The following is a 23,342-nucleotide window of genomic DNA, read 5'->3' as shown; positions in this document are numbered from 1 at the left end:
GTCAAGTATCGCCACGCCAACTCCCGTTCTGGGAGCGCTTCCAACCGCTTTCCACGCGCTCGGCGAGACTGGCCAGTTCCAGTTGGGGCAACAACGCGCGCACCCGTGCCAGCTCCACTCCGGACTCCACGGAGATCGCCTCCGGGCTGTGCCCGAACGTCAGCCCCAGCGCTTCGAAGACCCGCATCGCGTCACCCTGCGGCGGTCCGGTGTCGGTGTTCCTGGTGGCCTCGACCAAGTCGACGCCGAGCCGACCGGTCGACTCGATGATCTCGGCCACGCTGGTCACCGGCAGCGCGACCCCGGATCGCAGCAGCTCGTTGCAGCCGGACGAGCTGCTGGACGTGATCGGTCCGGGAACGGCCATGAGCACCCGACCGAGTGCCGCCGTCGACGCCGCCGTGTTCTTGGCACCGCTGCGCCGTCCGGCTTCGACCACCACCGTGCCCTCGGCGAGGGCCGCGATGAGGCGGTTCCGCGTCAGGAACCGGTGACGCGCGGGCGTGTGCGTCGGTGGGTACTCGCTCACCACCAGGCCCTGGCTCGCGATGCGGTCCAGCAGGGCCTGGTGGCCGGAGGGGTACGCGACGTCGATCCCGCAGGCCAGCACGGCGATCGTCAGGCCGCCCGCCACTATCGCGCCCCGGTGGGCGGCCCCGTCGATGCCGAAGGCGGCACCGGACACCACCGTGACCCCGGCCTCGGCCAGCCCGAACCCGAACTCGCCGGCGACGTGCTGCCCGTACCCGGAAGCCGACCGGCTGCCGACCACCGCGACCGCCCGTTCGGTGATCGCGGCCAGACCGGCCTCACCGCGGACCCACAACGCCAACGGCTCCACCCCGCACCGCACACCGTTGGCGGCGGCGATCGTCAGGGCGTTGAAGGGCCAACGAGGCCACTCGTCGTCCTCCGGGATCACCAGGCGCCCACCGATCTTCGCCGCCGCCTCCAGGTCCTCCTCGGCCCGGTCCAACGCCCGGCGCGCCGACGTCTGGCTACCGACCCCGGGAGGCACCTCACCGGCCCGGACCCTCTCCGCCGCCCGCACCGGACCGACCTCGGCCACGAACCGGGCCAACGCCGCCGCCGGCGGTTCCGCCACCCGCGACAGGTAGGCACGCGCCAACCGGACTTCGTCGCCACTCACGACCACCGCCACCATTCGTCCCGGCTGGGCCCGGCTGCCGGGCCTGCTTCGGCGACGGGAGGCCCGAGCTCAGGCACCGCTCGCGCTAGGGAGGACGGGACGAACGACGGGTCCTGGGACGGGTTCCGCCACAGCCCGGTCGGTGGCGCGAGGGCCGGGGTGGAAGTCGGCGAAGCGGAGGTCCGCGAGAGGGGTGGGGACTGGTCGAGGGCGGTGGCGGTGGCAGTGGTGGTGAGGGCCGAGGGTGAGGTGATGGGGGTGGGACGGGTCGGGGTGGCGGGCGGGGAGCTTGAGGGTTGGGTGGAGGTGGGTGGTTCCGGCGATGCGGCGGGGTGGGTGGTCATGACTTCCTGCGCTCTCGGAATTCCAGGGCGGCGGCCACGTGGTCGGTTGTGGGGCGGTCGACTTCGGCCAGGTCGGCGAGGGTCCAGGCGACGCGGAGGCAGCGGTCGGCGCCGCGGCCGGTCAACGTGCCGGTGGTCAGGGCTCGGTCGAGGACGGAGGTGACGGGGCGGGGCAGGGCGTACTCGCGGCGCAGGGCCGGGCCCGGGACCTCGGCGTTGGTCAGCCAGCCGTGGGCGGACCACCGTTCGGTGGCACGGGTGCGGGCCTTGTGCACGCGTTCGCGGACGGCGGCTGTCGGTTCCGGTGGGGAGACCTCGATGCCGCTCATCGCGGTCAGGGGCCGCATCACGACCCGCAGGTCCACCCGGTCCAGCAAGGGGCCCGAGAGCTTGCTCTGGTAGCGCCTGCGGGCGGCCGGGAGGCAGACGCAGTCGATGTCCTTCGGCGGTGCGCACGGGCACGGGTTGGTGGCCAGCACGAGCTGGAACCGGGCCGGGTAGCGGGCGATGCCGTCACGCCGCGCCAGCCGGACCTCGCCCTCCTCCAGCGCGGTGCGCAGCGCCTCCAGCTTGGCCGCGCCGAACTCCCTGGCCTCGTCCAGGAACAGCACGCCCCGGTGGGCTCGGCTCATCGCGCCGGGCCTCGCCATGCCGGTGCCGCCGCCGATCAGCGCCACGGTGGACGTCGAGTGGTGCAGCGAGATGAACGGAGGCGTGGTCACCAGCGGCGACTCCGGGGTCAGGAGCCCGGCGACGGAGTGCACCGCCGTGACGCCCAACGCCTCCTCCCGCGACAACGGCGGCAGCAGGCCGGCCAGGCGTTGGGCCAGCATCGTCTTGCCCGTCCCCGGCGGGCCGGTCAGCAGAATGTGGTGCCCGCCCGCCGCCGCCACCTCCAGCGCCCACCTCGCCTCCGGCTGGCCGATGACGTCCGCCAGGTCCGGACCGTCCGGCGGCGGGGCCAGGGCGGGCGGGGTGGTGCGGTGGAGGGTGTGCTCGCCGGTCAACCACGACAGGACGTCGACCAGGGTCGCGGCGCCGTGCACCGCCATCCCGTCGACCAGCGCGGCTTCGCGGAGCACGTCGACCGGGACGACCGCCTCCGTCAGCCCCGCCCGCCTCGCCGCCACCAACGCCGGCAGCACGCCCCGGACGGCGCGCACCCGGCCGTCCAGGGCCAGCTCGCCCAGCAGGACCGTGCCGGCCAGGCGCTCGCCGGGGATCACCTTGGCCGCGGCCAGGACCACGCACGCGATGGCCAGGTCGTAGCCGGAACCGTTCTTCGGCAGCGTGGCCGGCGACAGGCCCAGCGTCACGCGCTGGGACGGCCAGTCGTGCCCGCTGTTGCGCACGGCCGCCTTCACCCGGTCCTTCGACTCGTGCAGCGCGGCGTCCGGCAGGCCCAGGAGCTGCGTCTTCACCGTCCCGACGCCGACATCGGCCTCGATCTCCACCGGGACGCCGTCCACACCGAACAACGCGACCGACCACGTCCGCGCGAGCGCCATCACACACCCCGCAGGTGGTGCAGCCGGACCCGGCCCTCGGGCGGCCACTCGATCGCGATCACGTCGAACCGGATCTCCACCCGGCCGACCCGGTGGGCGCTCAGCCAGCGCAACGCCGCCCTGCGCACCCGCTCCAGCTGCTCCGGCGTCACGGCCTCCAGCGGCGTGCCCCGCGAGGTGCCCGAACGGCACTTCACCTCGACCACCACCAGCCGCGCGCCGTCGGTCGCCACGACGTCCAGCTCGCCGTCGTCGCACCGCCAGTTGCGCGCCAGGATCGACAGCCCCTGGTGCTCCAGGTACCGGCACGCCGCGTCCTCGCCGCGCCGGCCCAACTCGGTTGCCGTGCCCATGTCCCACTCCCCCGCGATCGGTCGGTCCTGGTTCCGACCTTGCCGAGCGGGAGGGAGGCCGGCGAGGGGGAGTTCGCCGGCTGTGGACAACTTCAGGGGCTGTGGACAGCGCGAGGGAAATTGTCGGTATCGCGTGGTATGGGGCGAAAGACGCAAAGGGGCCCGCCCCTTCGGGCAGGCCCCTGCGACTTTGCGGGTATCAGGAGTTGAACGGACCGTCCTCGGGCAGCCTCAGCTCCGGTTTGTCCAGCTCCTCGACGTTGACGTCCTTGAAGGTGATCACCCGGACGTTCTTCACGAACCGGGCGGGGCGGTACATGTCCCACACCCACGCGTCGGACATCCGCACCTCGAAGTAGACCTCGCCGTCCGCGTTGCGGACCTGCACGTCCACCGAGTTGGCCAGGTAGAACCGCCGCTCGGTCTCCACGACGAACGAGAACTGGCTGACGATGTCGCGGTACTCCTTGTACAGCGACAACTCCATCTCGGTCTCGTACTTCTCGAGATCCTCTGCACTCATTACGCCTCCGCGCGGGTAATCATCGAATCCGCGCCCCTCCTCGTCGCGAGCCTGCCACCGCTGGTCTGCGGGGTTGTCCCATTCTGGACCACGGCGGCGGCGATCACGCCGCGCGCCACCCCGTGCGGCGGTTCCAGCCCGTGCCGTTGCGCCGCGGCGGCCACGTTCGCATACGACCAGCGGTGTTGCGCACTCGGGCCGTGCTCCGCGAGCGCCGCCGCGTGCTCGGGGGTGCTGTAGCCCTTGTGCACGTCGAACCCGTAGACGGGCAGCTCCTCGTGCAGCCCGGTCATGATCCGGTCCCGCGTGACCTTGGCCAGCACCGACGCCGCCGCGACGCACGCCGCCACCCGGTCGCCCTTGACCACCGGCATGTTCGGCGCGGTGAGACCGGGCACCGGGAAGCCGTCGGTCAAGACGTACCCGGGATGTGCACCCAATCGTGCGACAGCGCGCCGCATGCCCTCGATGTTCGCCACGTGCACGCCGATCAGGTCGACCTCGGCGGCCGGGATCACGATCACCGCGTAGTCCCGGGCCCGCTTGAGCACCAGGTCGTACATCCGGTCCCGCGCGGCGGCGGTGAGCAGCTTCGAGTCGGTGAGCCCGTCGAACTTCGCCGCGTCACCCGGCTTGAGCACGCACGACGCCACCACCAGCGGCCCCGCGCACGCGCCCCGACCGGCCTCGTCCACGCCGGCCACCGGACCGAAACCGCGCCGGTCCAGCGCGGCCTCGAAGGCCCAGATGCCCGCGGTCTGCCGAACCTGGACACGAGGCGGCTTGCGGATCACCTGTCGACCTTATCCCAGCCGCGAACCCCGGAACCGCGCCCTCACCCGCTTGCCCAGCAGCAGCACGGGCCACGCCGCGGCCAGACCGGCCCCGGCGGGCAGGGCGTCCTGCCACGCGGGCGCGCCGATGGCCACGACCTGCGGGTTGTGGTCGCCCACGCCCTGCCAGCGCGACGGCGGCAGCACGATCACCCGGGCCTTGCCCACCACGTTGTCCACCGGCACCAGACCGCCCTCGCGACCGTCGCCCTGGCACCGCGAGTCGCACGAGTCGTTGCGGTTGTCACCCAGCACGAACAGGAAGCCCTCGGGGATCTTCAGCTCGGCGAACGACTCCTGCACGGTGCTGCGACCCGGTGCCCAGTACACGTACGGCTCGTCCAGCGGCTTGCCGTCCACCAGGACCCGGTTGCGGTCGTCGCAGCACTGCACGGTCTGCCCGCCGACCGCGATGACCCGCTTGACGAAGTCCTCCTCGTTCGCCGAGGGGAACCCCAGCAGCGAACCGAGCCCGTGCACGGCCTTGACCACCGGGTTCGTCGGCTCGGCGGCCACGAAGTCCTGGTTGATCCAGCTGTCGGGCCCGTGGAAGACCACCACGTCACCGGGTCCGGGCTCGGTGAAGTCGTAGGTCAGCTTGTCCACCAGCACCCGGTCGCCGAAGCAGCCGTCGGAGCAGCCGTGCAGCGTCTGCTCCATCGACTCCGACGGGATCATGTAGACCTTCGCCAGGAACGACTGGATCAGCACCGCGAGCACCACCGCGACACCGATCAGGATCGGCAGCTCTTTCCAGAACGAACCCTTGCGCTTGGTCGTTTTGCGCGCACGGGCACGCCACTGCTCGACCTTCTCCTCGTGCTCCGGGTCCCCCTCGTCGGAGGACCCGCGCGACGATGCGACGTCTACCACCCGCCCAGCGTACCGATCAGACCTGTGAGGCCCTGGTCAACCGCCTGCGCACCTTGCGGCCGAAGAAGACCAGCGGCCACGCCGCGGCCACGCCGGCACCCGCCGGGATGGCGCCCTGCCACGCGGGCGCGCCGAGCGCGACGGCCTGCGGGTTGTGGTCGCCGATGCCCTGCCAGCGCGACGGCGGCAGCACGATGACCCGGGCCTTGCCGATGACGTTCTCCTCGGGCACGGTGCCCGCCAGCCCGCCGCCGCCCTGCTTGCGCGAGTCGGTCGAGTTGGTGCGGTTGTCACCCATCACCCAGAGGTGACCCTCGGGGACCTTGACCGGCTCGAACGGGTCGTGGTTCTCCGGCGAGGTGCCCGGCTGCCAGTAGATGTACGGCTCGTCCAGCGGCTTGCCGTCGACCTTCACCCGATGCTGCTCGTCACAGCACTCGACGGTCTGCCCGCCCACGGCGACGACGCGCTTGACGAAGTCGCGCTCGTCCGGCGGCGCGAGCCCGACCAGGGAGGCGACCGACTGGATGCCCGCCACGATCGGGTTGTCCGAGCGGTTGGACGTGAAGTCGTTGTTGCCCCAGGTCTCGGGGCCGCGGAAGACCACGACCTCGCCCGGCTCGATGTCGGTGAAGTCGTAGACCAGCTTGTCGACCAGCACGCGGTCGTTGTTGCACCCCGGACAGCCGTGGAGGGTCTCCTCCATCGACTGCGACGGGATCACGTACACCCGCGCGAGGAACGTCTGGATCAGGATGGTGAGGACCAGGGCCGTGGCCCCGAGCACGAGAAGCTCGCGCCAGAGCGGGGGCTTCTTCTTGTCCTTCTTCGACTTGCCACCCGCAGTCGAGTCCGGAGTGGACTCGACTGCGGGATCCTGACCGTCTTCGTCAGCGGAGCGGTGCACGGGATCTGCCACGTGGGCAGGCTACTGCTTCCGCGTGTGCCCGGCGTCAGGAGGCCGGCTTGGCGTCCCGCTTCTCCTTGATCTTCGCGGCCTTGCCGCGCAGGTCGCGGAGGTAGTACAGCTTCGCCCGGCGGACGTCGCCGCGGGAGGCGACCTCGATCTCGGCGATGTTCGGGGAGTGCACCGGGAAGGTGCGCTCGACACCGACACCGAACGAGACCTTGCGGACGGTGAAGGTCTCGCGGATGCCGCCGTTCTGCCGGCGGATCACGACGCCCTGGAACACCTGGACCCGCTCGCGGGAGCCCTCGATGACGCGGACGTGGACCTTCAGCGTGTCGCCCGGCCGGAAGCTGGGGATGTCGGAGCGCAGCGACTGGGCGTCAAGAGCGTCCAGGGTGTTCATCGGTGGTCCGTCCTCGTCCTCACGTGTATTGCGTACTCCCCCAGGGCGCGGAACATCTCAAGTTACACACGCGCACGGGGGCGGGCCTAGCGCACGCCGGATGAGTTGAACCGGGTGCAGCAACCTGTCCAGTGTGCCAGACGAGGGGCGGCGGGGAGAAATCGCCCCTAGTCGAGCTCGTCCAGCAGCTTGCGGTCGTGCTTGTCGAGCGCGCCCTCGGGCAGCGCGTCGAGCAGGTCGGGACGGCGCTCGCGGGTGCGGCGCAGCGACTGGTCGCGCCGCCACCGGTCGATCGCCCGGTGGTTGCCCGAGCGCAGCACGTCGGGCACGGCCAGCTCGCGCCACACCTCGGGCCGGGTGTAGCTGGGGCCCTCCAGCAGGCCGTCGGAGAACGAGTCCTCGGCGGCCGACTTCGGGTTGCCGAGCACGCCGGGCAGCAGCCGGACCACGGCCTCGACCACGACCAGCACCGCCACCTCGCCCCCGACGAGCACGTAGTCGCCGATGGAGACCTCGTCCACGCGCATCCGGCGCGACGCGTCGTCCACCACCCGCTGGTCGATGCCCTCGTACCGGCCGCAGGCGAACACCAGGTGCTCCTCGGCGGCCAGGTCGTGCGCCATCCGCTGGGTGAACGGCCGACCGGCGGGCGTGGGCACGATCAGGCGGGTGGCCGGGGTGCAGACCGCGTCCAGCGCCTCGCCCCACACCTGGGGCTTCATCACCATGCCGGGACCGCCGCCGTACGGGCTGTCGTCCACGGCCTTGTGCACGTCGTGCGTCCAGTCGCGCAGGTCGTGCACGCCGACGCTGATCAGGCCCTTGTCGATCGCCTTGCCCAGCAGGGCGGCGCGGAGCGGGTCCAGGTACTCCGGGAAGATCGTGACGACGTCAATCCGCATCGAGCAGGCCCTCGGGCGGGTCCAGCACGACGCGCTTGCCCGCGATGTCCACCGTCGGCACGATCTCGCGCACGAACGGCACCAGGGTCTCGTCGCCGTTCTCGCGCTTGACCACGAGCAGCTCGCCGCCCGGCCCGTGCACGATCTCCAGCACGGTGCCGATCCTCGTGCCGTCCACCAGCTCGGCGGTCAGCCCTTCGAGCTCGTGGTCGTAGAACTCGTCCGGGTCGCCGGTCGGCGGCAGGTCCTCGGTGCTGCCGAGCAGCACCGTGCCGCGCAGCGTCTCGGCGACGTCGCGCGTCAGCACTTCCTCGAAACGCACCAGCAGCCGCCCGGAGTGGTTCCGGGCGGCTGCGACGGTGAGGTTGCGGGACGTGCCGTCGCGCAGCTTGGCGGCCAGCACCGAGCCCTTCGCGAACCGGGTCTCGGGCGAATCGGTGCGCACGTCGACCGCGAGCTCGCCGCTGATCCCGTGCGCCTTGGCCACTCGGCCGACGACGACGTCCATGTGCGCGTTCAGCGGTCGGTGTCGACCACGTCGACGCGCACGCCACGACCACCGATACCGGCCATCACGGTGCGCAGGGCGGTCGCGGTGCGACCGCTGCGGCCGATCACCTTGCCGAGGTCGTCCGGGTGGACGTGGACCTCCAGCGTGCGACCGCGGCGGGTCGTGACCAGGTTCACCCGGACGTCGTCCGGGTGGTCGACGATGCCCCGAACGAGGTGCTCGAGGGCGTCAGCCAACAAGCTCACGCCTCGTCCTTGGCAGCCTCGGGAGCGGCCTCGGCGTCGGCCTTCTTGGCGTCGTCCTTCTTCGCCGACTTCTTCTTCGGCGTGGTCGCCTCGGTGGACGGCGCGTCGCCCGCGGCGGCCAGCGCGGCGGCGAACAGGTCCGCCTTGCTCGGCTTGGGCTCCTTGACCTTCAGCGTGCCCTCGGCGCCCGGCAGGCCCTTGAACTTCTGCCAGTCACCGGTGATCTCCAGCAGGCGCTGGACCGACTCGGTCGGCTGCGCGCCGACGCCCAGCCAGTACTGCGCGCGGTCGCTGTCCACCGCGATGAACGACGGCTCTTCCTTCGGGTGGTACTTGCCGATCGTCTCGATGGCCTTGCCGTTGCGGCGGGTGCGGGCATCGGCGACGACGATCCGGTAGTACGGCTGACGGATCTTGCCAAGCCGCTGAAGCTTGATCTTGACGGCCACGGGTGTGGGTGCTCCTCGTGCTCTCGTGTGCTCAGGTGCGGGCAGTCCTCACCCGAGTGGGGCACGGGTGGTGAAAGCCCAGGTGTCTGGGGCGCCATGGCACGGTGAGAGGGACCGACCTCGGCGAACAACCAACCATTCTGCCAGACGGGTCTACCGGACCACGAATCGGGCCACGGGGACGCCCGCGTCCGCCAGTGCCGCGCGGATCCGCTTCGCGTGCTCGACCGCGCCCGGGGTGTCGCCGTGCAGGCAGAGGGAGTCGATCTCCGCCGCGATCACCGTGCCGTCCACGGCGACCAGCTCGCCGCGCTCGGCCAGGCGCAGCACCTGCGCCAGCACGGCGTCCGTGCCGCTCAGCACGGCGTTCGGCTCGGTGCGCGGCACGAGGGCGCCCTGCGGGGTGTACGCGCGGTCGGCGAACGCCTCCCGCACCGGGCGCAGGCCCGCCCGTTCGGCGTGGTGGAGCAGGCGCGAGCCGGGCAGCCCGAGGACGGGCAGCTCGCCGAACGCCCGCACGCCGTCCACGACGGCCTGCGCCTGCCGGTCGTGGTGCACGGTGGCGTTGTAGAGCGCGCCGTGCGGCTTGACGTACTCGACCCGCGTCCCGGCCGCCCTGGCGCACGCGTCCAGCGCCCCGATCTGGTACAGCACCTCGTCGGCCAGTTCGGCGGGGTCGGCGTCGATGAACCGGCGGCCGAAGCCCGCCAGGTCGCGGTAGGACACCTGGGCCCCCACCGCGACGCCCGCGGCGGCGGCCTGCCGGCACACACGGCGCATGGTCGACGGGTCGCCCGCGTGGAAGCCGCAGGCTACGTTCGCGCTGGTCACGATGCCGAGCAGGGCTTCGTCGTCACCCAGGCGCCAGATGCCGAAGCCCTCGCCCAGGTCGCTGTTGAGGTCGATCCCGCGGGCGGTCACGCGGGCATCACCCCGACCGAGACGAGCAGGAGGGTGAGGCCGGGCAGGAAGTTGTTGATGACGTGCGCCACCACGCTCGCGGTGAGCCTGCGCGTGATGAGGCGGGCGATGCCGATGGGCAGCGCGATGACGATGAGCAGCGACGTCCGCAGCGGTTCGAGGTGGCTGGCCGCGAAGATCAGCGTGGTCAGCACGAACGCCGCCCACCGGCTCCAGCGCTGCCGCTCGATCGCCCCCCACAGCAGGCCGCGGTAGATGACCTCCTCGCACACCGGCCCGAGGAAGCACACGTAGAGGAACATCAGGACGGCGGCGGAGACGGGCAGCCCGGCGCCGTCGACCAGCTCGCCGATCGCGGAGGTGGCGTTGCTGTCGCCGACGACCCGCGACCAGATCACCGCGGCCACGTAGGTCAGCACGAGGCCGAGCGCGCCCAGCTTGAGGCCGATCTTGACGTCCGCCCAGTCCCAGGCCAGCCGCAGGTCCTGGAACGGGCCGTTGCCGCGCAGGTAGGTGATGGTGACCGCGACCGCCGCGGCCAGGACCGTCGGGACCATCGAGCCGACCAGCACGAACGAGATCGAGGTGCCGATGTCCGTGCCGGACGTGCGGGCCACCGCGGTGATGAACACCGCGCTGAGGATGAAGACGGCCTCCACCAGCAGGAACGCGCCGAAGCCCCAGCGCTGGCCGGCGTCCACCGCTTCCGGTCCCCGGCCGACCGCGCGGACGCTGGCGATCAGGCTCGGCGGTGGTTCATCCGGTCGTGTCACAGCCATCCACCCTAGTCAGCCGATGTACAGGTAGACGGCGGGCAGCAGGTTGTTCGTGGCGTGCGCCACCACGCTGGAGGCCACCCGGCCGGTGATCATGCGGGCCGCGCCGATGGCGAGCCCCTGGGCGAACAGGCTCAGCATCCGCCAGCTCTCCTCGTGCAGGAACGCGAAGACGACGGCGGTGAGGGCCAGGATCGCGAGCTTGGGGATGCGGTAGTGCGCCAGCGCCTGCCACAGGGCGCCCCTGGTGAGCAGCTCCTCGGTCAGCGGCGCGCCGAGGAACACGAACAGCGCCGCGGCGGCCAGCCAGATCGTCCGGCCGCCGGAGAGCGCTTCGATCTCGTCCAGCGACCCGGACCGGTCCGGGTTGATGCTCAGCAGCAGCGCGCCCAGCAGCCAGGCGGCCAGCAGCGCCGCGCCGCCGGCGGCCAGGCCGACCTTGAGGTCCCGGACGGTCGGCAGCAGGCCGAAGTCCTTGCCCGGCCCGTCGCCCCGGTACCACGAGATGACGACCGGGCCGAGGCCCAGCAGGACGTTGGGCAGGAAGACCAGCAGCAGGAGCGGGCCGAGCACCGGCGGGTCGGTGATGTCGACCTCGGCGAAGCGGTCGGCCGTGGCGGCGGTGAAGCCCAGGATCGCCAGGTGGTAGCCGCCCAGGCCGGTGAAGAACGCCAGGAAGCCCCAGTGCGCCCGACCGCTGTCCCGGTCCTGCTGTTCCTCCACTCGTCCGAACGTAGTGGTCCGGTGGGGCGGAGTGCTGCACGAGGCCGTTCAAGATCACCCTGACGGCCGCAGAACTCACCTCGGGTGGCGGAAGAACTCCACGTCAGGCGCCCTGGTCGCGGATTTCCTACCGCCACCGAGGTCAGGCGTGGATGCGGCCCCGCAGCATGACCAGCTTCGGGTGGCGCAGGGCGTCGAGGTCCTCGCGCGGGTCGGCGTCGTAGACCACGACGTCGGCCGCCGCGCCCTCGGTGAGCGACGGGAAGCCCAGCCACTCGCGCGCGGCCCAGGAGGCGGCGCCCAGGGCCTGGGTCGGGGTCATGCCGACGCCGTGGAGGGCCTTGATCTCGTCCACGATCCGGCCGTGCTCGATGCCGCCGCCCGCGTCGGTGCCCGCGAACACCGGCACGCCCGCCTCGACGGCCTTGGCGATGGTCGCGGTGTTGCGCGCGTACAGGTCCCGCATGTGGCTCTGGTAGCCCGGGTACTTGTCCGCGCCCGCCGCGATGGCCGGGAAGTTCTCGATGTTGATCAACGTCGGCACGAGCGCCGTCCCGTTGCGGGCCATCTGCGCGATCGTGTCGTCGGTCAGGCCGGTGCCGTGCTCGATGCAGTCGATGCCCGCGTTGAGCAGGGCGGGCAGGGCGTCCTCGCCGAAGACGTGCGCGGTGACCCTGGCCTTGCCCTCGTGCGCGACCTTGATCGCCTCGGTGAGCACGTCCTCGGTCCACAGCGGCGCGAGGTCGCCGGTGGCGCGGTCGATCCAGTCGCCGACCAGCTTCACCCAGCCGTCGCCGTTCTCGACCTGCTCGGCCACCGCGGCCGGCAGGTCGGCCGGGTCCTCGACCTCCACGCCCAGGTACTTGATGTAGCGCTTGGGCCGGGCCAGGTGCCTGCCCGCGCGGATGAGCCGCGGCAGGTCCAGGCGCTCCTGCAACGGGCGGGTGTCCAGCGGCGAGCCGCAGTCGCGGATCAGCAGCGCGCCCGCCCGCCGGTCGGTGAGGGCCTGCTCCACCGCCTCGGGCAGGTCGACCGCGCCCTTGGCGCCCAGGCCGACGTGGCAGTGCGCGTCGACCAGGCCGGGCACCAGGTAGCCGCCGGTGCTGACGGTGGTCGCGCCGGGCACCGGGTTCGTGCGGATGCGCCCGTTGACCACCCACACGTCCCGCGGGTCGCCGCCCTCGGGGAGGACGACGCCCCGCAGGTGCAGGCCGCTCACTTGTCGAACTTCAGCTTCGACGGGTCGAAGCCGGGCGGGAGCTGGTCGAAGCCGCCCAGCCCCGGCGGCAGCGCGGGGCCGCCGCCCTGGGGCGGCATGCCGGGCATCCCGGGGGGCAGCATGCCGGGGAACCCGCCGCGCACCTTCGGCGGCGTCGGGCCGCGGCCCTTGCCCTTCTTGCCCTTCTTGCCCTTGCCCTTGCGGTTGTTCTTGCCGCCCGCGCCGGGCAGGCCGAAGCGGCCCGCCATCTGGCTCATCATCTTGCGGGCTTCGAAGAAGCGGTTGACCAGGTCGTTCACGTCGCTGACCCGGACGCCCGAGCCGTTGGCGATGCGCAGCCGGCGGGAGGCGTTGATGATCTTCGGGTCGTCGCGCTCGGCCGGGGTCATGCCGCGGATGATCGCCTGCACCCGGTCCAGGTGCTTCTCGTCCAGGTTGGCCAGCTGGTCCTTCATCTGGCCCGCGCCGGGCAGCATGCCCAGCAGGTTCGCGATGGGTCCCATCTTGCGCAGGGCCAGCATCTGCTCCAGGAAGTCCTCCAGCGTGAGCTGGCCGGAGCCCATCTTGACCGCGGCGGCCTCGGCCTGCTCGGCGTCGAACGCCTGCTCGGCCTGCTCGATCAGGGTGAGCATGTCGCCCATGCCCAGGATCCGGCTCGCCATCCGGTCCGGGTGGAAGACGTCGAAGTCCTCCAGCTTCTCCCCGTTCGAGGCGAACAGGATGGGCTGCCCGGTGATCTCGCGGACGCTGAGCGCCGCGCCACCGCGGGCGTCGCCGTCGAGCTTGGTGAGCACCACGCCGGTGAAGCCGACGCCGTCGCGGAACGCCGTCGCGGTGTTCACCGCGTCCTGGCCGATCATCGCGTCGACCACGAACAGCACCTCGTCGGGCTGCACGGCGGCACGGATGTCCACGGCCTGGCGCATCATCTCCTCGTCCACGCCGAGGCGGCCCGCGGTGTCGACCACGACGATGTCGTGCTGCGCCCGCTTGGCCTCCTCGATGCCCTTGCGGGCCACGTCGACCGGGTCGCCGACACCGTTGCCCGGCTCGGGGGCGAACACGGGCACGCCCGCGCGCTCGCCGACCACCTGGAGCTGGGTCACCGCGTTGGGGCGCTGGAGGTCGCACGCCACCAGCATCGGGGTGTGGCCCTGGCCCTTGAGCCACTTGGCGAGCTTGCCCGCCAGGGTGGTCTTGCCGGCGCCCTGGAGGCCCGCGAGCATGATCACGCTCGGCGGGTTCTTGGCCAGGTTGAGCCTGCGGGTCTCCCCGCCGAGGATGCCGACCAGCTCCTCGTTGACGATCTTGACGACCTGCTGGGCCGGGTTCAGGGCCTGGCTGACCTCGGCGCCCTTGGCGCGCTCCTTGACCTTCGCGATGAACGTGCGCACCACGGGCAGCGCGACGTCGGCCTCCAGCAGCGCGACCCGGATCTCGCGCGCGGTCGCGTCGATGTCGGCCTCGGACAGCCGCCCCTTGCCCCGCAGGTTCTGCAGGACCGAGGTGAGCCGGTCGGAAAGGGTGTTGAACACGATGCCGCCAGACCTCGCACGTCGTCGGTGGGTTCCTCGCACTCAGGGTAGCCGTTCACGCCGGCGTCACCGACAGGCGCAGGTGGTCACGCCGGGTCAGCAGGGTCAGGCCCTGCCAGCCACGTGGCGGCACGCCCGCGGCGAACCGGGGCCGCAGCCGGTCCGCGCGGCGCACGTGCCGGGTGAACGACCGGGACCGGATCAGCCGGCCGCGCTCCACCTGGCCGGACAGCGCCTCCTCGGCGCTCGCGTCCAGCCACAGGAAGTGCCTCGGCCGGTTGGTGAGCACGCCCACGGCGACCAGGCCGGCGCGGGTCGTCGGTCGGGTCGACGGTTCGTGGACCAGCAGCAGGCCGCGCGCGGTGACCGCGAACCAGGCGATGCGCAACCGGTGCACGAGGTGCACGAGCGGGCGGTAGAGCCGGTACGGCAGGGCGTCGGGGAACAGGGCGCGGAGCGCGGTCCGCACCTGGTCGGAGTCCAGCACGACGGCGGGCGCGCCGTCGGTGTCGGCGGCGGCGAGCAGCGTCGACTTACCCGCTCCCGGCAGTCCGGCCAGCACGACCAGCGAGCGCGGCCTCACGGCGACAGCGGTCATCGCATCCATACTAAAGAGACGTTTCGGACGTCCACGAGTTCCGCCGTGATCGGGGGCGGCCCGACCCCTCGACAGGCCGCTCCCGACCACGTGGTGGCGTCGTCCCGCCTCGTCCCCCCGAACCCCGGCGGTCCCCCCGCGCCACGGGAGAAGCTTCTCCCGGCACGGGGGTCCGCCGGCAGCGTGAGCCCCCTTGGTCGGTTGTGCGTAGACCTACGCAACCTCAGCGCGCGGCCAGCAGCACGGCCCGTTCGATCTTGCGGCGCCGGTCGGCGTCCACGCCGGTCGGCACCGTGATGGCGAACGAGTCGACCACCGTGGAACCCAGGGTCGACACCCGCGCCCACACGATGTCCACACCGGACTGCTCCAGCGCGTCCGCGACGTGGTGCAGCAGCCCGATCCGGTCCGCCGCGCGCAGCTCCAGCACCACCGCGCCGGTCGACTCGTCGTCGAACCAGAGCACCTTCGGCGGTGGCGGGTCCAGCGGCGGACCGCCGTAGTCGCGCTCCTTCGCGGCGAGCTTGTCGGCCAGCGCGAGGGAGCCGTCCAGCGCCCGGCTGAGCTGCTCGCGCAACAGCGTCACGTCCGGCAGCGAGCCGAACCGGGGCGACACGGTGAACACGTCGACCGCGGCGCCCTCATGGGAGCGCAGCGTCGCGGCGTGCACCTCCAGGGAGTTGAGCGCGAGCACGCCCGCCGCCCGCGACAGCGTGCCCGGCCGGTCGGGCGCCACCACCGTGACGGTGGCCGCGTGGTCGCCCGGGTCGACCAGCACGTCCGGCTTGCCGCTGTCCAGCACGGCCTGCGCCAGGTCCCGCTGGCGCTGGTCCAGCGGCTCCGGCTCGGGCAGCGGGTCGCCCGCCATCGCCGTGCGGCAGCGCGCGACCAGGTCGCTGATCAGCGAAGCCTTCCAGTCCGACCACACGCCCGGCCCGGTGGCCACGGCGTCGGCCTCGGCCAGCGCGTAGAGCAGCTCCAGCAGCACCGGATCGCCGCCGAGGGTCTCCACCACGCGGCGCACGGTGGCCTCGTCCTCCACGTCGCGTCGGGTCGCCGTGTGCGGGAGCAGGAGGTGGTGGCGCACCAGGGCGGTGAGCGTGGCCACGTCCTGCGGCCACAGGCCGAGCCGTTCGGCGATCTGCGTGGTGAGCGCCGCGCCGACCTCGGAGTGGTCGGCCTGCCTGCCCTTGCCGATGTCGTGCACCAGCGTGCCGAGCAGCAGCAGGTCGGGCCGCGACACCCTGGTGACCAGGCGGGCCGCGTGCGCGGTGGCCTGCACCAGGTGCCGGTCCACCGTCCAGGTGTGCGCGGCGTCGCGGGGCGGCAGGTCGCGCACCGCGCCCCACTCCGGGAAGAGCCTGCCCCACAGGCCCGTGCGGTCCAGCGCCTCGACCACGTCGATCAAGCCCGTGCCGGTGCCCAGCAGGGCCAGCAGCTCCTCGCGCGCCTCCCGGGGCCACGGCTGGCGCAGCTCCGGGGCGGAGTCGGCGAGCTTGGCCAACGTGCCCGGCGCGATCGGGTGCTTGCTGCGCGCGGCGGCCGTGGCCACGCGGAGCAGCAGCGCCGGGTCGCGGCTGGGCACGGCGTCACGCGCCAGCGCCACCTCGGAGCCGTGCAGCACGACGCCTTCGTCCAGCGGACGCCGGGCCGGTGCGCGCCGGAGCGGGGAACGGGCGAACACGCCCAGTCCGCGCTTGGGCACCGCGGCGCGCGCCGTGCGCATGGCCACGTCCACCGCGTAGACGATCGTGCGGGCCGCGGACGACATCGAGCGGGCCAGCGTGAAGCGGTCCTGGAGGCCCAGCGCGGTCGCGACCTCGTCGCCGTCCTGCGCGCGGAGCACGTCCCGCGGCTTGCGCGCCACCCGGCGCAGCTCGGTGCGCACGTCCAGCAGCAGCTTGCGGGCCTCGTTGACCTCGGCGGACGGCCGGTCGGTCAGCTGCGCCGCGCTCAACGCGTCCAGCAGCGTGACGTCGCGCAGCCCGCCCCGGCCGTGCTTGAGGTCCGGCTCGACGCGGTGCGCGATCTCGCCGCTGCGCGCCCAGCGCCGCGACGCCGACTCGGCCATCTCGTCCAGCCGGGTGCGCACCCCGCTCCGCCACGCCTGCCGGGCGCTGTCGGTCAGCCGCCCGCTGATCTCCTGGTCGCCCGCGATGTGGCGGATGTCCAGCAGCCCCAGCGCGGTGCGCAGGTCACCGGCGGCGACGCGCAACGCCTCGCCGACCGTGCGCACCGAGTGGTCCAGGCCGATGCCGGAGTTCCACAGCGGGTACCAGAGCTTCTCGGCGATCCCGTCCACGCCCTTGTGCCCGTTGTGCACCAGGAGCAGGTCGAGATCGGAATAGGGCACCAGCTCGCGCCTGCCCAAACCCCCCACGGCGACCAGCGCGACCCCGCTGCCCGGTCCGCCGACGCCCGCCTGCGAGGCGTGCGCGGTGAGCCAGAACTCGTGCAGGTCCACCAGCGCCTCGCGCAGCGACTCCCCCGTCAAACGGCGCCGACCTGGCGCGAGCAGCCGATCGCGTGCTCGCACCAGGTCGTCGGCCGTGACGACGGCCGTCTCGGCGTTGTCCATCCGGCCGTCCCCCTGCCTACTCCGGAGCCCTATAGGGCATCCGAGCCGCGCTCCCCGGTGCGGACCCGGATGACCGTGTCGACCGGCGTCACCCAGACCTTCCCGTCACCGATCTTGCCGGTGCGCGCGGCCTCCACGACGGCGTCGAGGACCTTCTCCACGGCGGTGTCGTCGATCAGGACCTCGATGCGCAGCTTGGGCACGAAGTCCACGGCGTACTCGGCACCGCGGTAGACCTCGGTGTGGCCCTTCTGCCTGCCGTACCCCTGGACCTCGCTGACGGTCATGCCCAGCACGCCCAGCTGCTCCAGGGACGCCTTCACGTCGTCCAGCGTGAAGGGCTTGATGATCGCGGTGACCAACTTCATGACTTGTTGCTCCCCTCGAGGACCGCAGTGGCGCCGGCGGCGACACTGGGCTTGCTGCCGCTACGGGTGCCGATGCCGCTGCCGAACTCGTACGCGGTCTCCGCGTGCTCGGCCTCGTCGATGCCACCGACCTCGGCCTCCTCGTCGGCGCGGAAGCCGACGGTGAGCTTGACCAGGTAGCCCAGGACCAGGCTGAGCACGAACGAGTACACGAGCACGGCGAGCGCGCCCACGGCCTGCCGCCACAGCTGGTCCACGCCGCCACCGTAGAAGAGGCCGTCGATGCCCGCCGGGGCGGAGGAGCTGGCGAAGAAGCCGATCAGGATGGTGCCGGCCAGGCCGCCGACCAGGTGCACGCCGACCACGTCGAGCGAGTCGTCGAAGCCGAAGCGGTACTTCAGGCTGACCGCCAGCGCGCACAGGGCGCCGGTGATCGCGCCGATCGCGATGGCGCCGAGCGGGGTGACCGAGGAGCAGGCCGGGGTGATGGCGACCAGGCCCGCGACGATGCCGGACGCGGCGCCGAGGGTGGTGGCGTTGCCGTCGCGGACGCGCTCGACGAGCAGCCAGCCGAGCATCGCGGCGGAGGTGGCGACCAGGGTGTTGACGAAGGCGACGCCCGCAGTGCCGTTGGCGGCGACCGCCGAGCCCGCGTTGAAGCCGAACCAGCCGAACCACAGCAGGCCCGCGCCCAGCACGACCAGCGGCAGGCTGTGCGGCTTCATCCGGTCCTTCGGCCAACCGACGCGCTTGCCGAGGACCAGCGCCAGCGCGAGACCCGCCGCACCGGCGTTGATGTGGACCGCCGTGCCACCCGCGAAGTCGATGGCCATCAGCTTGTTGGCGATCCAGCCGCCCGGGTCGACGACGTTGCCGTCGGCGTCCTTGCCGTCGAAGTCGAACACCCAGTGCGCGACCGGGAAGTAGACCAGCAGCGACCACAGGGCGGCGAACAGCAGCCACGGCCCGAAGCGGGCGCGGTCCGCGATCGCGCCGGAGATCAGCGCCACCGTGATGATGGCGAACATCGCCTGGAACCCGACGAACACCGTCGTCGGGATGGTCCCGAACGCCGACTCCTTGCCGAGCAGGCCGTCCAGGCCGAAGAACTCGAACGGCTTGCCGAGCAGGCCCGCGCCCACGTCGGTGCCGAACGCCGTGGAATAGCCGACCAGCACCCAGAGCACACCGACCACGGCGATTGCGCCCAGGCTCATCATCATCATGTTGAGCACACTCTTCGACCGGACCATGCCCCCGTAGAAGAAGGCAAGTCCCGGCGTCATCAACAGCACCAGTGCGGCACTGGTGAGCACCCAGGCGGTGTCCCCTGTATCCACGTCGACCTCCACTGCACGTCGGTTGCAGGGAGCATCGGTATGGCCTGTTTCGCGCGGTTGCGCCCGAGGTTTCGCGCAGGTGAACTGTCCGGGCCCTGGTGTTACGGGCACGTTTCGCGGGCTTGAAGCGAGCAGTTCCGCCCGCGATCCGTCCGGGTGACCGCGAAATTTCCGGTGACGGACCGTGCGAGCCGAACTCGCCTTTGCGGTGTTTCGTGTGATGCGGAGGAGAGCCCGGCGACGCTCGGTCACCGGCGGTCCGACCCGGCCGGAGCCGCCCCCACCGCGCGGCGGGGGCGGCCCGGCGCCGGGTTACCCGAGCCAGCCCGGGATGGCCTGGGTCGGACCCGCCGGCCGGAGCTCGACGCCCGGCGACGCGACCGACTGCGGCGCGGGCTCGACCGCCGCGCAGCGCGCCCCGGGACGCGGGGTCCTGAGGGTGATCAGGTAGTCGTCCGTCGCGCCGCGGGTGCAGTCGCTGCGGTCGTAGACGCCGTGGCCCCAGCCCTCGTAGGTCAGCAGGACCGTGGTGTCGCGGCTCTGCCGGTGGGCGTTGACGGCCCACTCGTACCCGGTGGCGGGGTCGTGCAGCGCGTTCAGCATGAGGATCTTCGGCGCGTCCTCGATCCGCAGCCGGTGCTGCGGGTTGTTCACCTGCTCGGGCAGGCCGACGCAGCCCGCCATCGCGGTGTGGCCGAGCGACGAGCCGCGCATGTGCGGCGCGAGCTGCCGGGCCCGGTCGACCAGGGCGGAGAACTGGCGGTGGTCCTTGACGCGGATCGCCCAGTCCTGGCAGAACACGGCCGGGAACGGGTTGCGCGCGGTCTCCTCCGCCGCCGCGAAGGCCGTCGGCTTCGCGCCCGCGCCGAGCTCGACCAGGAAGTCCGACAGCTGCTGCCACTCCGGCCCGTAGAACGCGCCGAACGCGGTGCCGATGATGTCGTCGGCGGTCACCTTGCGGCTCGGGTCGAACGGGTCGGTGATCTCGCCCCGGTCGGCGCGGGCGAGCAGGTCGTCCCACACCTCGGCCACGTCCTGTCCGTGCAGCGCGCACGACTCGGTGCGGTCGCACCACTTCACGAACTCGCGGAACGAGTCCTCGGCGGTCTCGGCCTCGGTCTCGTTGAACCGCCACGTGCCCAGGCTGTGGTCCATGTTCGAGTCGATGACCATGGCGCGGACGTGGCGGCCGAACTCCTCGGCGTACTGCTGGCCGATGAGCGTGCCGTAGGACAGGCCGTAGTAGTTGATCTTGCGCTCGCCGAGGGCCCGGCGCAGCGCGTCGATGTCCTTGATTACCGCGCCGGTGTCGGCGTGGTCGTAGATCGGGCCGCTGTGCTCGCGGCAGTCGGCGGCCAGCTCGCGGTTGTACGCGGCGAGCGCGTCGAACCCGCGCTGGTCGGTCGGGTAGAGCGACGGCTGGGCGCGCAGCAGCTCGATCGAGCACTGGACGGGTTGGCTGCGGGCGACGCCGCGCGGGTCGAACCCGACGATGTCGAAGCGCTGTTGCACCTCCGGGCTGAAGTAGCCGTCCGCGCCGAGGGCGAAGTTCACGCCCGAGCCGCCCGGCCCACCCGGGTTGATGACCATCGCACCGATCCGCTTGGCCGGGTCGGTGGCCTTGCGGCGGGCCACGGCGAGGCCGAACTTCTCACCGCGCGGGTTCGCCCAGTCGATCGGCAGCTCCAAGGTGCCGCACTCCACCTCGGCCAGCTCCGGGCACGGCTGCCAGTCGATCCGGCCCGCCCCCAGCGCGTCCGGTTCCGTTTCGGCCGACGCCACCGACGTCGTGCCCACTGCGAGCGCCAGCGCGGTCGCCACACCGCCCAGCGCCCTGATGATCGGTCGCACAGGTTCCTCCCTAGTTCCTGTTCACCCAATCGGGTTTTCGCAGGCTTCCAGGGCGGTCGAACGGGCCACAACCGACTGAAGTCTCACCTGTGATCAGCCCGAGGGCTGACAACCTCACCCCTCGGTCAGCGCAAGTCCTGGTAGCGCTGGGTGATCACCCTGAGGCCCTCGGCGGTCAAGCCGCCGAACAGCCGCAGCCGTGCCATCCCGCCGTCCGGGTAGATGTCGAGCCGCGCGTGCGTGGCCTCGGGCGCGTCGTCGACGCGGAAGCGGTGCCGGGTGTCGGGCTGCAACCGGGTGCGCGGCAGCACGTCGAACTCCGCGCCGGTCCGCGCGTCACGGGCCCGCACGGACGCCCAGCCCGGCGCGTTGCCCTTGAAGTGGCTGGTGTCCAGCTCGGCCAGCCGGATCACGCCCGGCGCGGCCAGCTCCACCTCGACCCAGTCGTTGCCGTCGTCGCGGCGGCGGGCGGTCTCCCAGCCCTCGCCCATCACGGTGGCCTGGCCGGGCGCGATGAGGTTGCTCGGGTCGCTGTAGAACATGTCGCTGCACCCGGTGACCCGCGCGCCGTGCTCCAGCGCGGCCAGGTCCAGCGCGTCCGGCAGGATCAGGTCGGGGTCGGCGACCGGCGTGCCGTGCACCCGCAGCCTGGCCACCCCGCCGTCCGGGTGGATGGTCAGCCGCACGTGCGTGTAGCGGCGGCGCGCGGACACCTCGAAGTAGTGCTTGCGGTCGCCGCCGAGCGGCGACCTGGGCACCACGGTCTCCCAGTCGGTCAGCTCGTCGGGCGCCGGGTAGCCCCGCGCGGAGGTTGCCTCGACCGACGCGAACGGCGGGTAGTTGCCCGTGAAGAACGCGGTGTCGACCACCACGCCCTCGACCACGCCCGGCAGGCCCAGCCGGACGATCGCCCGGTCCTCGCCGCTCTCCCGCCTGCGGCGCGTCTCCCAGCCGTCGTACACCTGGCCCTTGTGCCCGAACGTGTAGGTCTCGAACCGCGGCTCGGGCTTGCGGATCAGGTTCTCGCGCTCGGCGAACGACTCGTCGTTGGCCCACACCACGCTGCCGCCCACCGAGCGGCACGCCAGGTCGGGCAGTCGGGTCCAGCCGGGGACTTCCGTCATGCGTCTCCTCTGTCCGGTTCTCGGCTCAGCAACCGGCCGCGCGGCCGGTCGTCGGTCGGCCGGCCGCGCAGCCACGTCTGCCGCACCACGCCCGCCAGCGGCCGGCCGTGGTACGGCGTCACGGGGTTGCGGTGGCGCAGCGCGGCGCGGTCGACCACGAACGCCTCGTCCGGGGCGAAGACGCAGAAGTCCGCGTCCGCGCCCGGCGCGATGCGGCCCTTCGCGGTCAGGCCGACCAGGTCGGCGGGGTTGGTCGCCATCCACCGGACCACGTCGGTCAGCGCGTGCCCGCGCTGCCTGGCCTGCGTCCACACCGCGGGCAGGCCCAGTTGCAGGCTCGCGATGCCGCCCCACGCGGTGGCGAAGTCGCCCTGCTTCAGCTCCGGGGTGCACGGCGAGTGGTCGGTGACGACGAGGTCGATCAGGTCCTCGCGCAACGCGCGCCAGAGCTGCTCGCGGTTGGCCGCGTCGCGGATCGGCGGGCAGCACTTGAACTCGGTGGCCGCGTCGCCGATCTCCTCCGCCACGAACGTCAGGTAGTGCGGGCACGTCTCGGCGGTCACCCTCAGCCCCAGCTCCTTGGCGGTGCGCACCTGCCGCAGCGCCTCGCCGCTGGACAGGTGCAGCACGTGCAGCCTCGCCCCGGTCTCGTTGGCCAGGTCGACCACGGTGGTGACGGCGTGCGTCTCGGCGCGGTGCGGCCGGGAGTCCAGGAACGCGCGGTAGTCGGGGCCGGGTTCGGTGACCTCGTGCGGGTCCTCCGCGTGCACGATCGTCAGGGCGTCCCGGGACCGCAGCCTGGCCAGAGCGGCCCGCAGCTCGTCCTCGGTGACGTGCGGGAACTCGTCCACGCCCGAGTGGATCAGGAAGCACTTGAAGCCGAACACGCCCGCGTCGTGCAGCGCCTCCAGGTCGTCCAGGTTGCCGGGCACGATGCCGCCCCAGAAGCCGACGTCGACGTGCACCCGGCCGCGGGCCGCGTCCTGCTTGGCCTTCAGCGCCTCGACGGTGGTCGTGGGCGGCAGGCTGTTCAGCGGCATGTCGACGATCGTGGTGACGCCGCCGGCCGCCGCCGCCCGGGTGGCGGTCCCGAAGCCCTCCCACTCGTCGCGGCCCGGGTCGTTCACGTGCACGTGCGTGTCCACCAGGCCGGGGAGCAGCACCTCGTCGTCGGCGAGCGCCACGACGGTCCCGGCGTCCAGGTGGTCGGCCACGGCGACGATCCGACCGTCCGCGACGCCGACGTCGGCGCGGCGTTCACCGTCGGGCGTGACGACTCGGGCAGCGCGCAGCACCAGGTCCATG

General features: G+C 72.3%; 24 protein-coding genes. All 24 read right to left on the bottom strand.

Features of this window, described 5'->3' with window-relative positions; all coding sequences use genetic code 11:
* Window position 1: 1 nt before the first annotated feature.
* Window positions 2–1,150 carry a DNA-processing protein DprA gene (gene dprA, locus ACIQMJ_RS14865; protein ID WP_499761506.1) on the bottom strand — a complete coding sequence of 383 codons (1,149 nt, stop codon included), beginning with the start codon at window positions 1,148–1,150 and terminating at the stop codon, window positions 2–4.
* A gap of 340 nt (window positions 1,151–1,490) precedes the next feature.
* A complete protein-coding gene (locus ACIQMJ_RS14860; protein ID WP_499761505.1) occupies window positions 1,491–3,002 on the bottom strand; it encodes a YifB family Mg chelatase-like AAA ATPase in 1,512 nt (503 codons plus the stop codon).
* The gene (locus ACIQMJ_RS14855; protein ID WP_499761504.1) at window positions 3,002–3,355 is read right to left on the bottom strand and encodes a YraN family protein; all 354 of its coding nucleotides are present in this window, start codon (window positions 3,353–3,355) and stop codon (window positions 3,002–3,004) included. The genes ACIQMJ_RS14860 and ACIQMJ_RS14855 overlap by 1 nt, the downstream gene beginning before the upstream one ends.
* Window positions 3,356–3,554: 199 nt before the next feature.
* Entirely contained in the window at window positions 3,555–3,878 is a 324-nt protein-coding gene (locus tag ACIQMJ_RS14850; RefSeq protein ID WP_033431454.1) for a DUF2469 domain-containing protein, read from the bottom strand.
* Window positions 3,878–4,672 carry a ribonuclease HII gene (locus ACIQMJ_RS14845; protein ID WP_499761503.1) on the bottom strand — a complete coding sequence of 265 codons (795 nt, stop codon included), beginning with the start codon at window positions 4,670–4,672 and terminating at the stop codon, window positions 3,878–3,880. The genes ACIQMJ_RS14850 and ACIQMJ_RS14845 overlap by 1 nt, the downstream gene beginning before the upstream one ends.
* Before the next feature lie 9 nt (window positions 4,673–4,681).
* Window positions 4,682–5,584 carry a signal peptidase I gene (gene lepB, locus ACIQMJ_RS14840; protein ID WP_499761502.1) on the bottom strand — a complete coding sequence of 301 codons (903 nt, stop codon included), beginning with the start codon at window positions 5,582–5,584 and terminating at the stop codon, window positions 4,682–4,684.
* Between the two features lie 16 nt (window positions 5,585–5,600).
* Window positions 5,601–6,503 (bottom strand): signal peptidase I, encoded by a 903-nt coding sequence (gene lepB / locus ACIQMJ_RS14835; protein ID WP_499761501.1) that lies wholly within the window; start codon window positions 6,501–6,503, stop codon window positions 5,601–5,603.
* A 34-nt stretch (window positions 6,504–6,537) separates the two neighbouring features.
* Window positions 6,538–6,897: a 50S ribosomal protein L19 gene (gene rplS, locus ACIQMJ_RS14830; RefSeq protein WP_053720493.1), complete on the bottom strand. Its 360-nt coding sequence runs from the start codon at window positions 6,895–6,897 to the stop codon at window positions 6,538–6,540.
* A 167-nt stretch (window positions 6,898–7,064) separates the two neighbouring features.
* Window positions 7,065–7,799, bottom strand: coding sequence for a tRNA (guanosine(37)-N1)-methyltransferase TrmD (trmD, locus tag ACIQMJ_RS14825; protein WP_499761500.1), 735 nt, complete (start codon window positions 7,797–7,799; stop codon window positions 7,065–7,067).
* Window positions 7,789–8,307 carry a ribosome maturation factor RimM gene (gene rimM / locus ACIQMJ_RS14820; RefSeq protein ID WP_499761499.1) on the bottom strand — a complete coding sequence of 173 codons (519 nt, stop codon included), beginning with the start codon at window positions 8,305–8,307 and terminating at the stop codon, window positions 7,789–7,791. The genes trmD and rimM overlap by 11 nt, the downstream gene beginning before the upstream one ends.
* Before the next feature lie 8 nt (window positions 8,308–8,315).
* Window positions 8,316–8,555 carry an RNA-binding protein gene (locus ACIQMJ_RS14815; protein WP_015104447.1) on the bottom strand — a complete coding sequence of 80 codons (240 nt, stop codon included), beginning with the start codon at window positions 8,553–8,555 and terminating at the stop codon, window positions 8,316–8,318.
* Window positions 8,552–9,004 carry a 30S ribosomal protein S16 gene (gene rpsP, locus ACIQMJ_RS14810; RefSeq protein ID WP_141981137.1) on the bottom strand — a complete coding sequence of 151 codons (453 nt, stop codon included), beginning with the start codon at window positions 9,002–9,004 and terminating at the stop codon, window positions 8,552–8,554. The genes ACIQMJ_RS14815 and rpsP overlap by 4 nt, the downstream gene beginning before the upstream one ends.
* 153 nt (window positions 9,005–9,157) lie before the next feature.
* Complete coding sequence (locus ACIQMJ_RS14805; RefSeq protein WP_499761498.1) at window positions 9,158–9,925, bottom strand: LamB/YcsF family protein; 768 nt, start codon at window positions 9,923–9,925, stop codon at window positions 9,158–9,160.
* Window positions 9,922–10,704, bottom strand: a complete 783-nt coding sequence (locus tag ACIQMJ_RS14800) for a CPBP family intramembrane glutamic endopeptidase (protein ID WP_499761497.1) — start codon at window positions 10,702–10,704, stop codon at window positions 9,922–9,924. Before ACIQMJ_RS14800 ends, ACIQMJ_RS14805 begins: the two co-directional genes overlap by 4 nt.
* Window positions 10,705–10,713: 9 nt before the next feature.
* Window positions 10,714–11,424, bottom strand: a complete 711-nt coding sequence (locus tag ACIQMJ_RS14795) for a CPBP family intramembrane glutamic endopeptidase (protein WP_499761496.1) — start codon at window positions 11,422–11,424, stop codon at window positions 10,714–10,716.
* A 142-nt stretch (window positions 11,425–11,566) separates the two neighbouring features.
* On the bottom strand, window positions 11,567–12,643 hold the full coding sequence (locus ACIQMJ_RS14790) for an amidohydrolase family protein (RefSeq protein ID WP_499761495.1): 1,077 nt from the start codon (window positions 12,641–12,643) through the stop codon (window positions 11,567–11,569).
* Window positions 12,640–14,178 (bottom strand): signal recognition particle protein, encoded by a 1,539-nt coding sequence (gene ffh, locus ACIQMJ_RS14785; protein ID WP_499761494.1) that lies wholly within the window; start codon window positions 14,176–14,178, stop codon window positions 12,640–12,642. Before ffh ends, ACIQMJ_RS14790 begins: the two co-directional genes overlap by 4 nt.
* Window positions 14,179–14,233: 55 nt before the next feature.
* Window positions 14,234–14,776: an AAA family ATPase gene (locus ACIQMJ_RS14780; protein ID WP_499761493.1), complete on the bottom strand. Its 543-nt coding sequence runs from the start codon at window positions 14,774–14,776 to the stop codon at window positions 14,234–14,236.
* Window positions 14,777–14,999: 223 nt separating this feature from the next.
* Window positions 15,000–17,354, bottom strand: coding sequence for a [protein-PII] uridylyltransferase (locus tag ACIQMJ_RS14775; protein ID WP_499761492.1), 2,355 nt, complete (start codon window positions 17,352–17,354; stop codon window positions 15,000–15,002).
* Between the two features lie 29 nt (window positions 17,355–17,383).
* Window positions 17,384–17,722, bottom strand: coding sequence for a P-II family nitrogen regulator (locus tag ACIQMJ_RS14770; protein WP_073896567.1), 339 nt, complete (start codon window positions 17,720–17,722; stop codon window positions 17,384–17,386).
* Window positions 17,719–19,062, bottom strand: coding sequence for an ammonium transporter (locus ACIQMJ_RS14765; RefSeq protein WP_499761491.1), 1,344 nt, complete (start codon window positions 19,060–19,062; stop codon window positions 17,719–17,721). Before ACIQMJ_RS14765 ends, ACIQMJ_RS14770 begins: the two co-directional genes overlap by 4 nt.
* A gap of 312 nt (window positions 19,063–19,374) precedes the next feature.
* Window positions 19,375–20,913, bottom strand: coding sequence for an alpha/beta hydrolase (locus ACIQMJ_RS14760; RefSeq protein WP_499761490.1), 1,539 nt, complete (start codon window positions 20,911–20,913; stop codon window positions 19,375–19,377).
* A gap of 125 nt (window positions 20,914–21,038) precedes the next feature.
* Window positions 21,039–22,037 (bottom strand): allantoicase, encoded by a 999-nt coding sequence (alc, locus tag ACIQMJ_RS14755; RefSeq protein ID WP_499761489.1) that lies wholly within the window; start codon window positions 22,035–22,037, stop codon window positions 21,039–21,041.
* A complete protein-coding gene (gene allB / locus ACIQMJ_RS14750) occupies window positions 22,034–23,341 on the bottom strand; it encodes an allantoinase AllB (RefSeq protein ID WP_499761488.1) in 1,308 nt (435 codons plus the stop codon). The genes alc and allB overlap by 4 nt, the downstream gene beginning before the upstream one ends.
* Window position 23,342 lies beyond the last annotated feature (1 nt).

The sequence above is a fragment of the Actinosynnema sp. NPDC091369 genome (genome assembly GCF_044757065.1).
Lineage (GTDB): Bacteria > Actinomycetota > Actinomycetes > Mycobacteriales > Pseudonocardiaceae > Actinosynnema.
Note: the sequence above shows the minus strand (reverse complement) of the source record. Positions and strands in the feature narration are given on the sequence as shown.

Excerpts from the sequence above, each read along its gene's own strand:
- ACIQMJ_RS14855 (WP_499761504.1), bottom strand. The coding sequence starts at position 3,355 with ATGGGCACGGCAACCGAGTTGGGCCGGCGCGGCGAGGACGCGGCGTGC.
- ACIQMJ_RS14860 (WP_499761505.1), bottom strand. The coding sequence starts at position 3,002 with ATGGCGCTCGCGCGGACGTGGTCGGTCGCGTTGTTCGGTGTGGACGGC.
- ACIQMJ_RS14850 (WP_033431454.1), bottom strand. The coding sequence starts at position 3,878 with ATGAGTGCAGAGGATCTCGAGAAGTACGAGACCGAGATGGAGTTGTCG.
- rimM (WP_499761499.1), bottom strand. The coding sequence starts at position 8,307 with ATGGACGTCGTCGTCGGCCGAGTGGCCAAGGCGCACGGGATCAGCGGC.
- alc (WP_499761489.1), bottom strand. The coding sequence starts at position 22,037 with ATGACGGAAGTCCCCGGCTGGACCCGACTGCCCGACCTGGCGTGCCGC.
- ACIQMJ_RS14770 (WP_073896567.1), bottom strand. The coding sequence starts at position 17,722 with ATGAAGTTGGTCACCGCGATCATCAAGCCCTTCACGCTGGACGACGTG.
- ACIQMJ_RS14800 (WP_499761497.1), bottom strand. The coding sequence starts at position 10,704 with ATGGCTGTGACACGACCGGATGAACCACCGCCGAGCCTGATCGCCAGC.
- trmD (WP_499761500.1), bottom strand. The coding sequence starts at position 7,799 with ATGCGGATTGACGTCGTCACGATCTTCCCGGAGTACCTGGACCCGCTC.
- allB (WP_499761488.1), bottom strand. The coding sequence starts at position 23,341 with ATGGACCTGGTGCTGCGCGCTGCCCGAGTCGTCACGCCCGACGGTGAA.
- ACIQMJ_RS14780 (WP_499761493.1), bottom strand. The coding sequence starts at position 14,776 with ATGACCGCTGTCGCCGTGAGGCCGCGCTCGCTGGTCGTGCTGGCCGGA.
- ACIQMJ_RS14775 (WP_499761492.1), bottom strand. The coding sequence starts at position 17,354 with ATGGACAACGCCGAGACGGCCGTCGTCACGGCCGACGACCTGGTGCGA.
- rplS (WP_053720493.1), bottom strand. The coding sequence starts at position 6,897 with ATGAACACCCTGGACGCTCTTGACGCCCAGTCGCTGCGCTCCGACATC.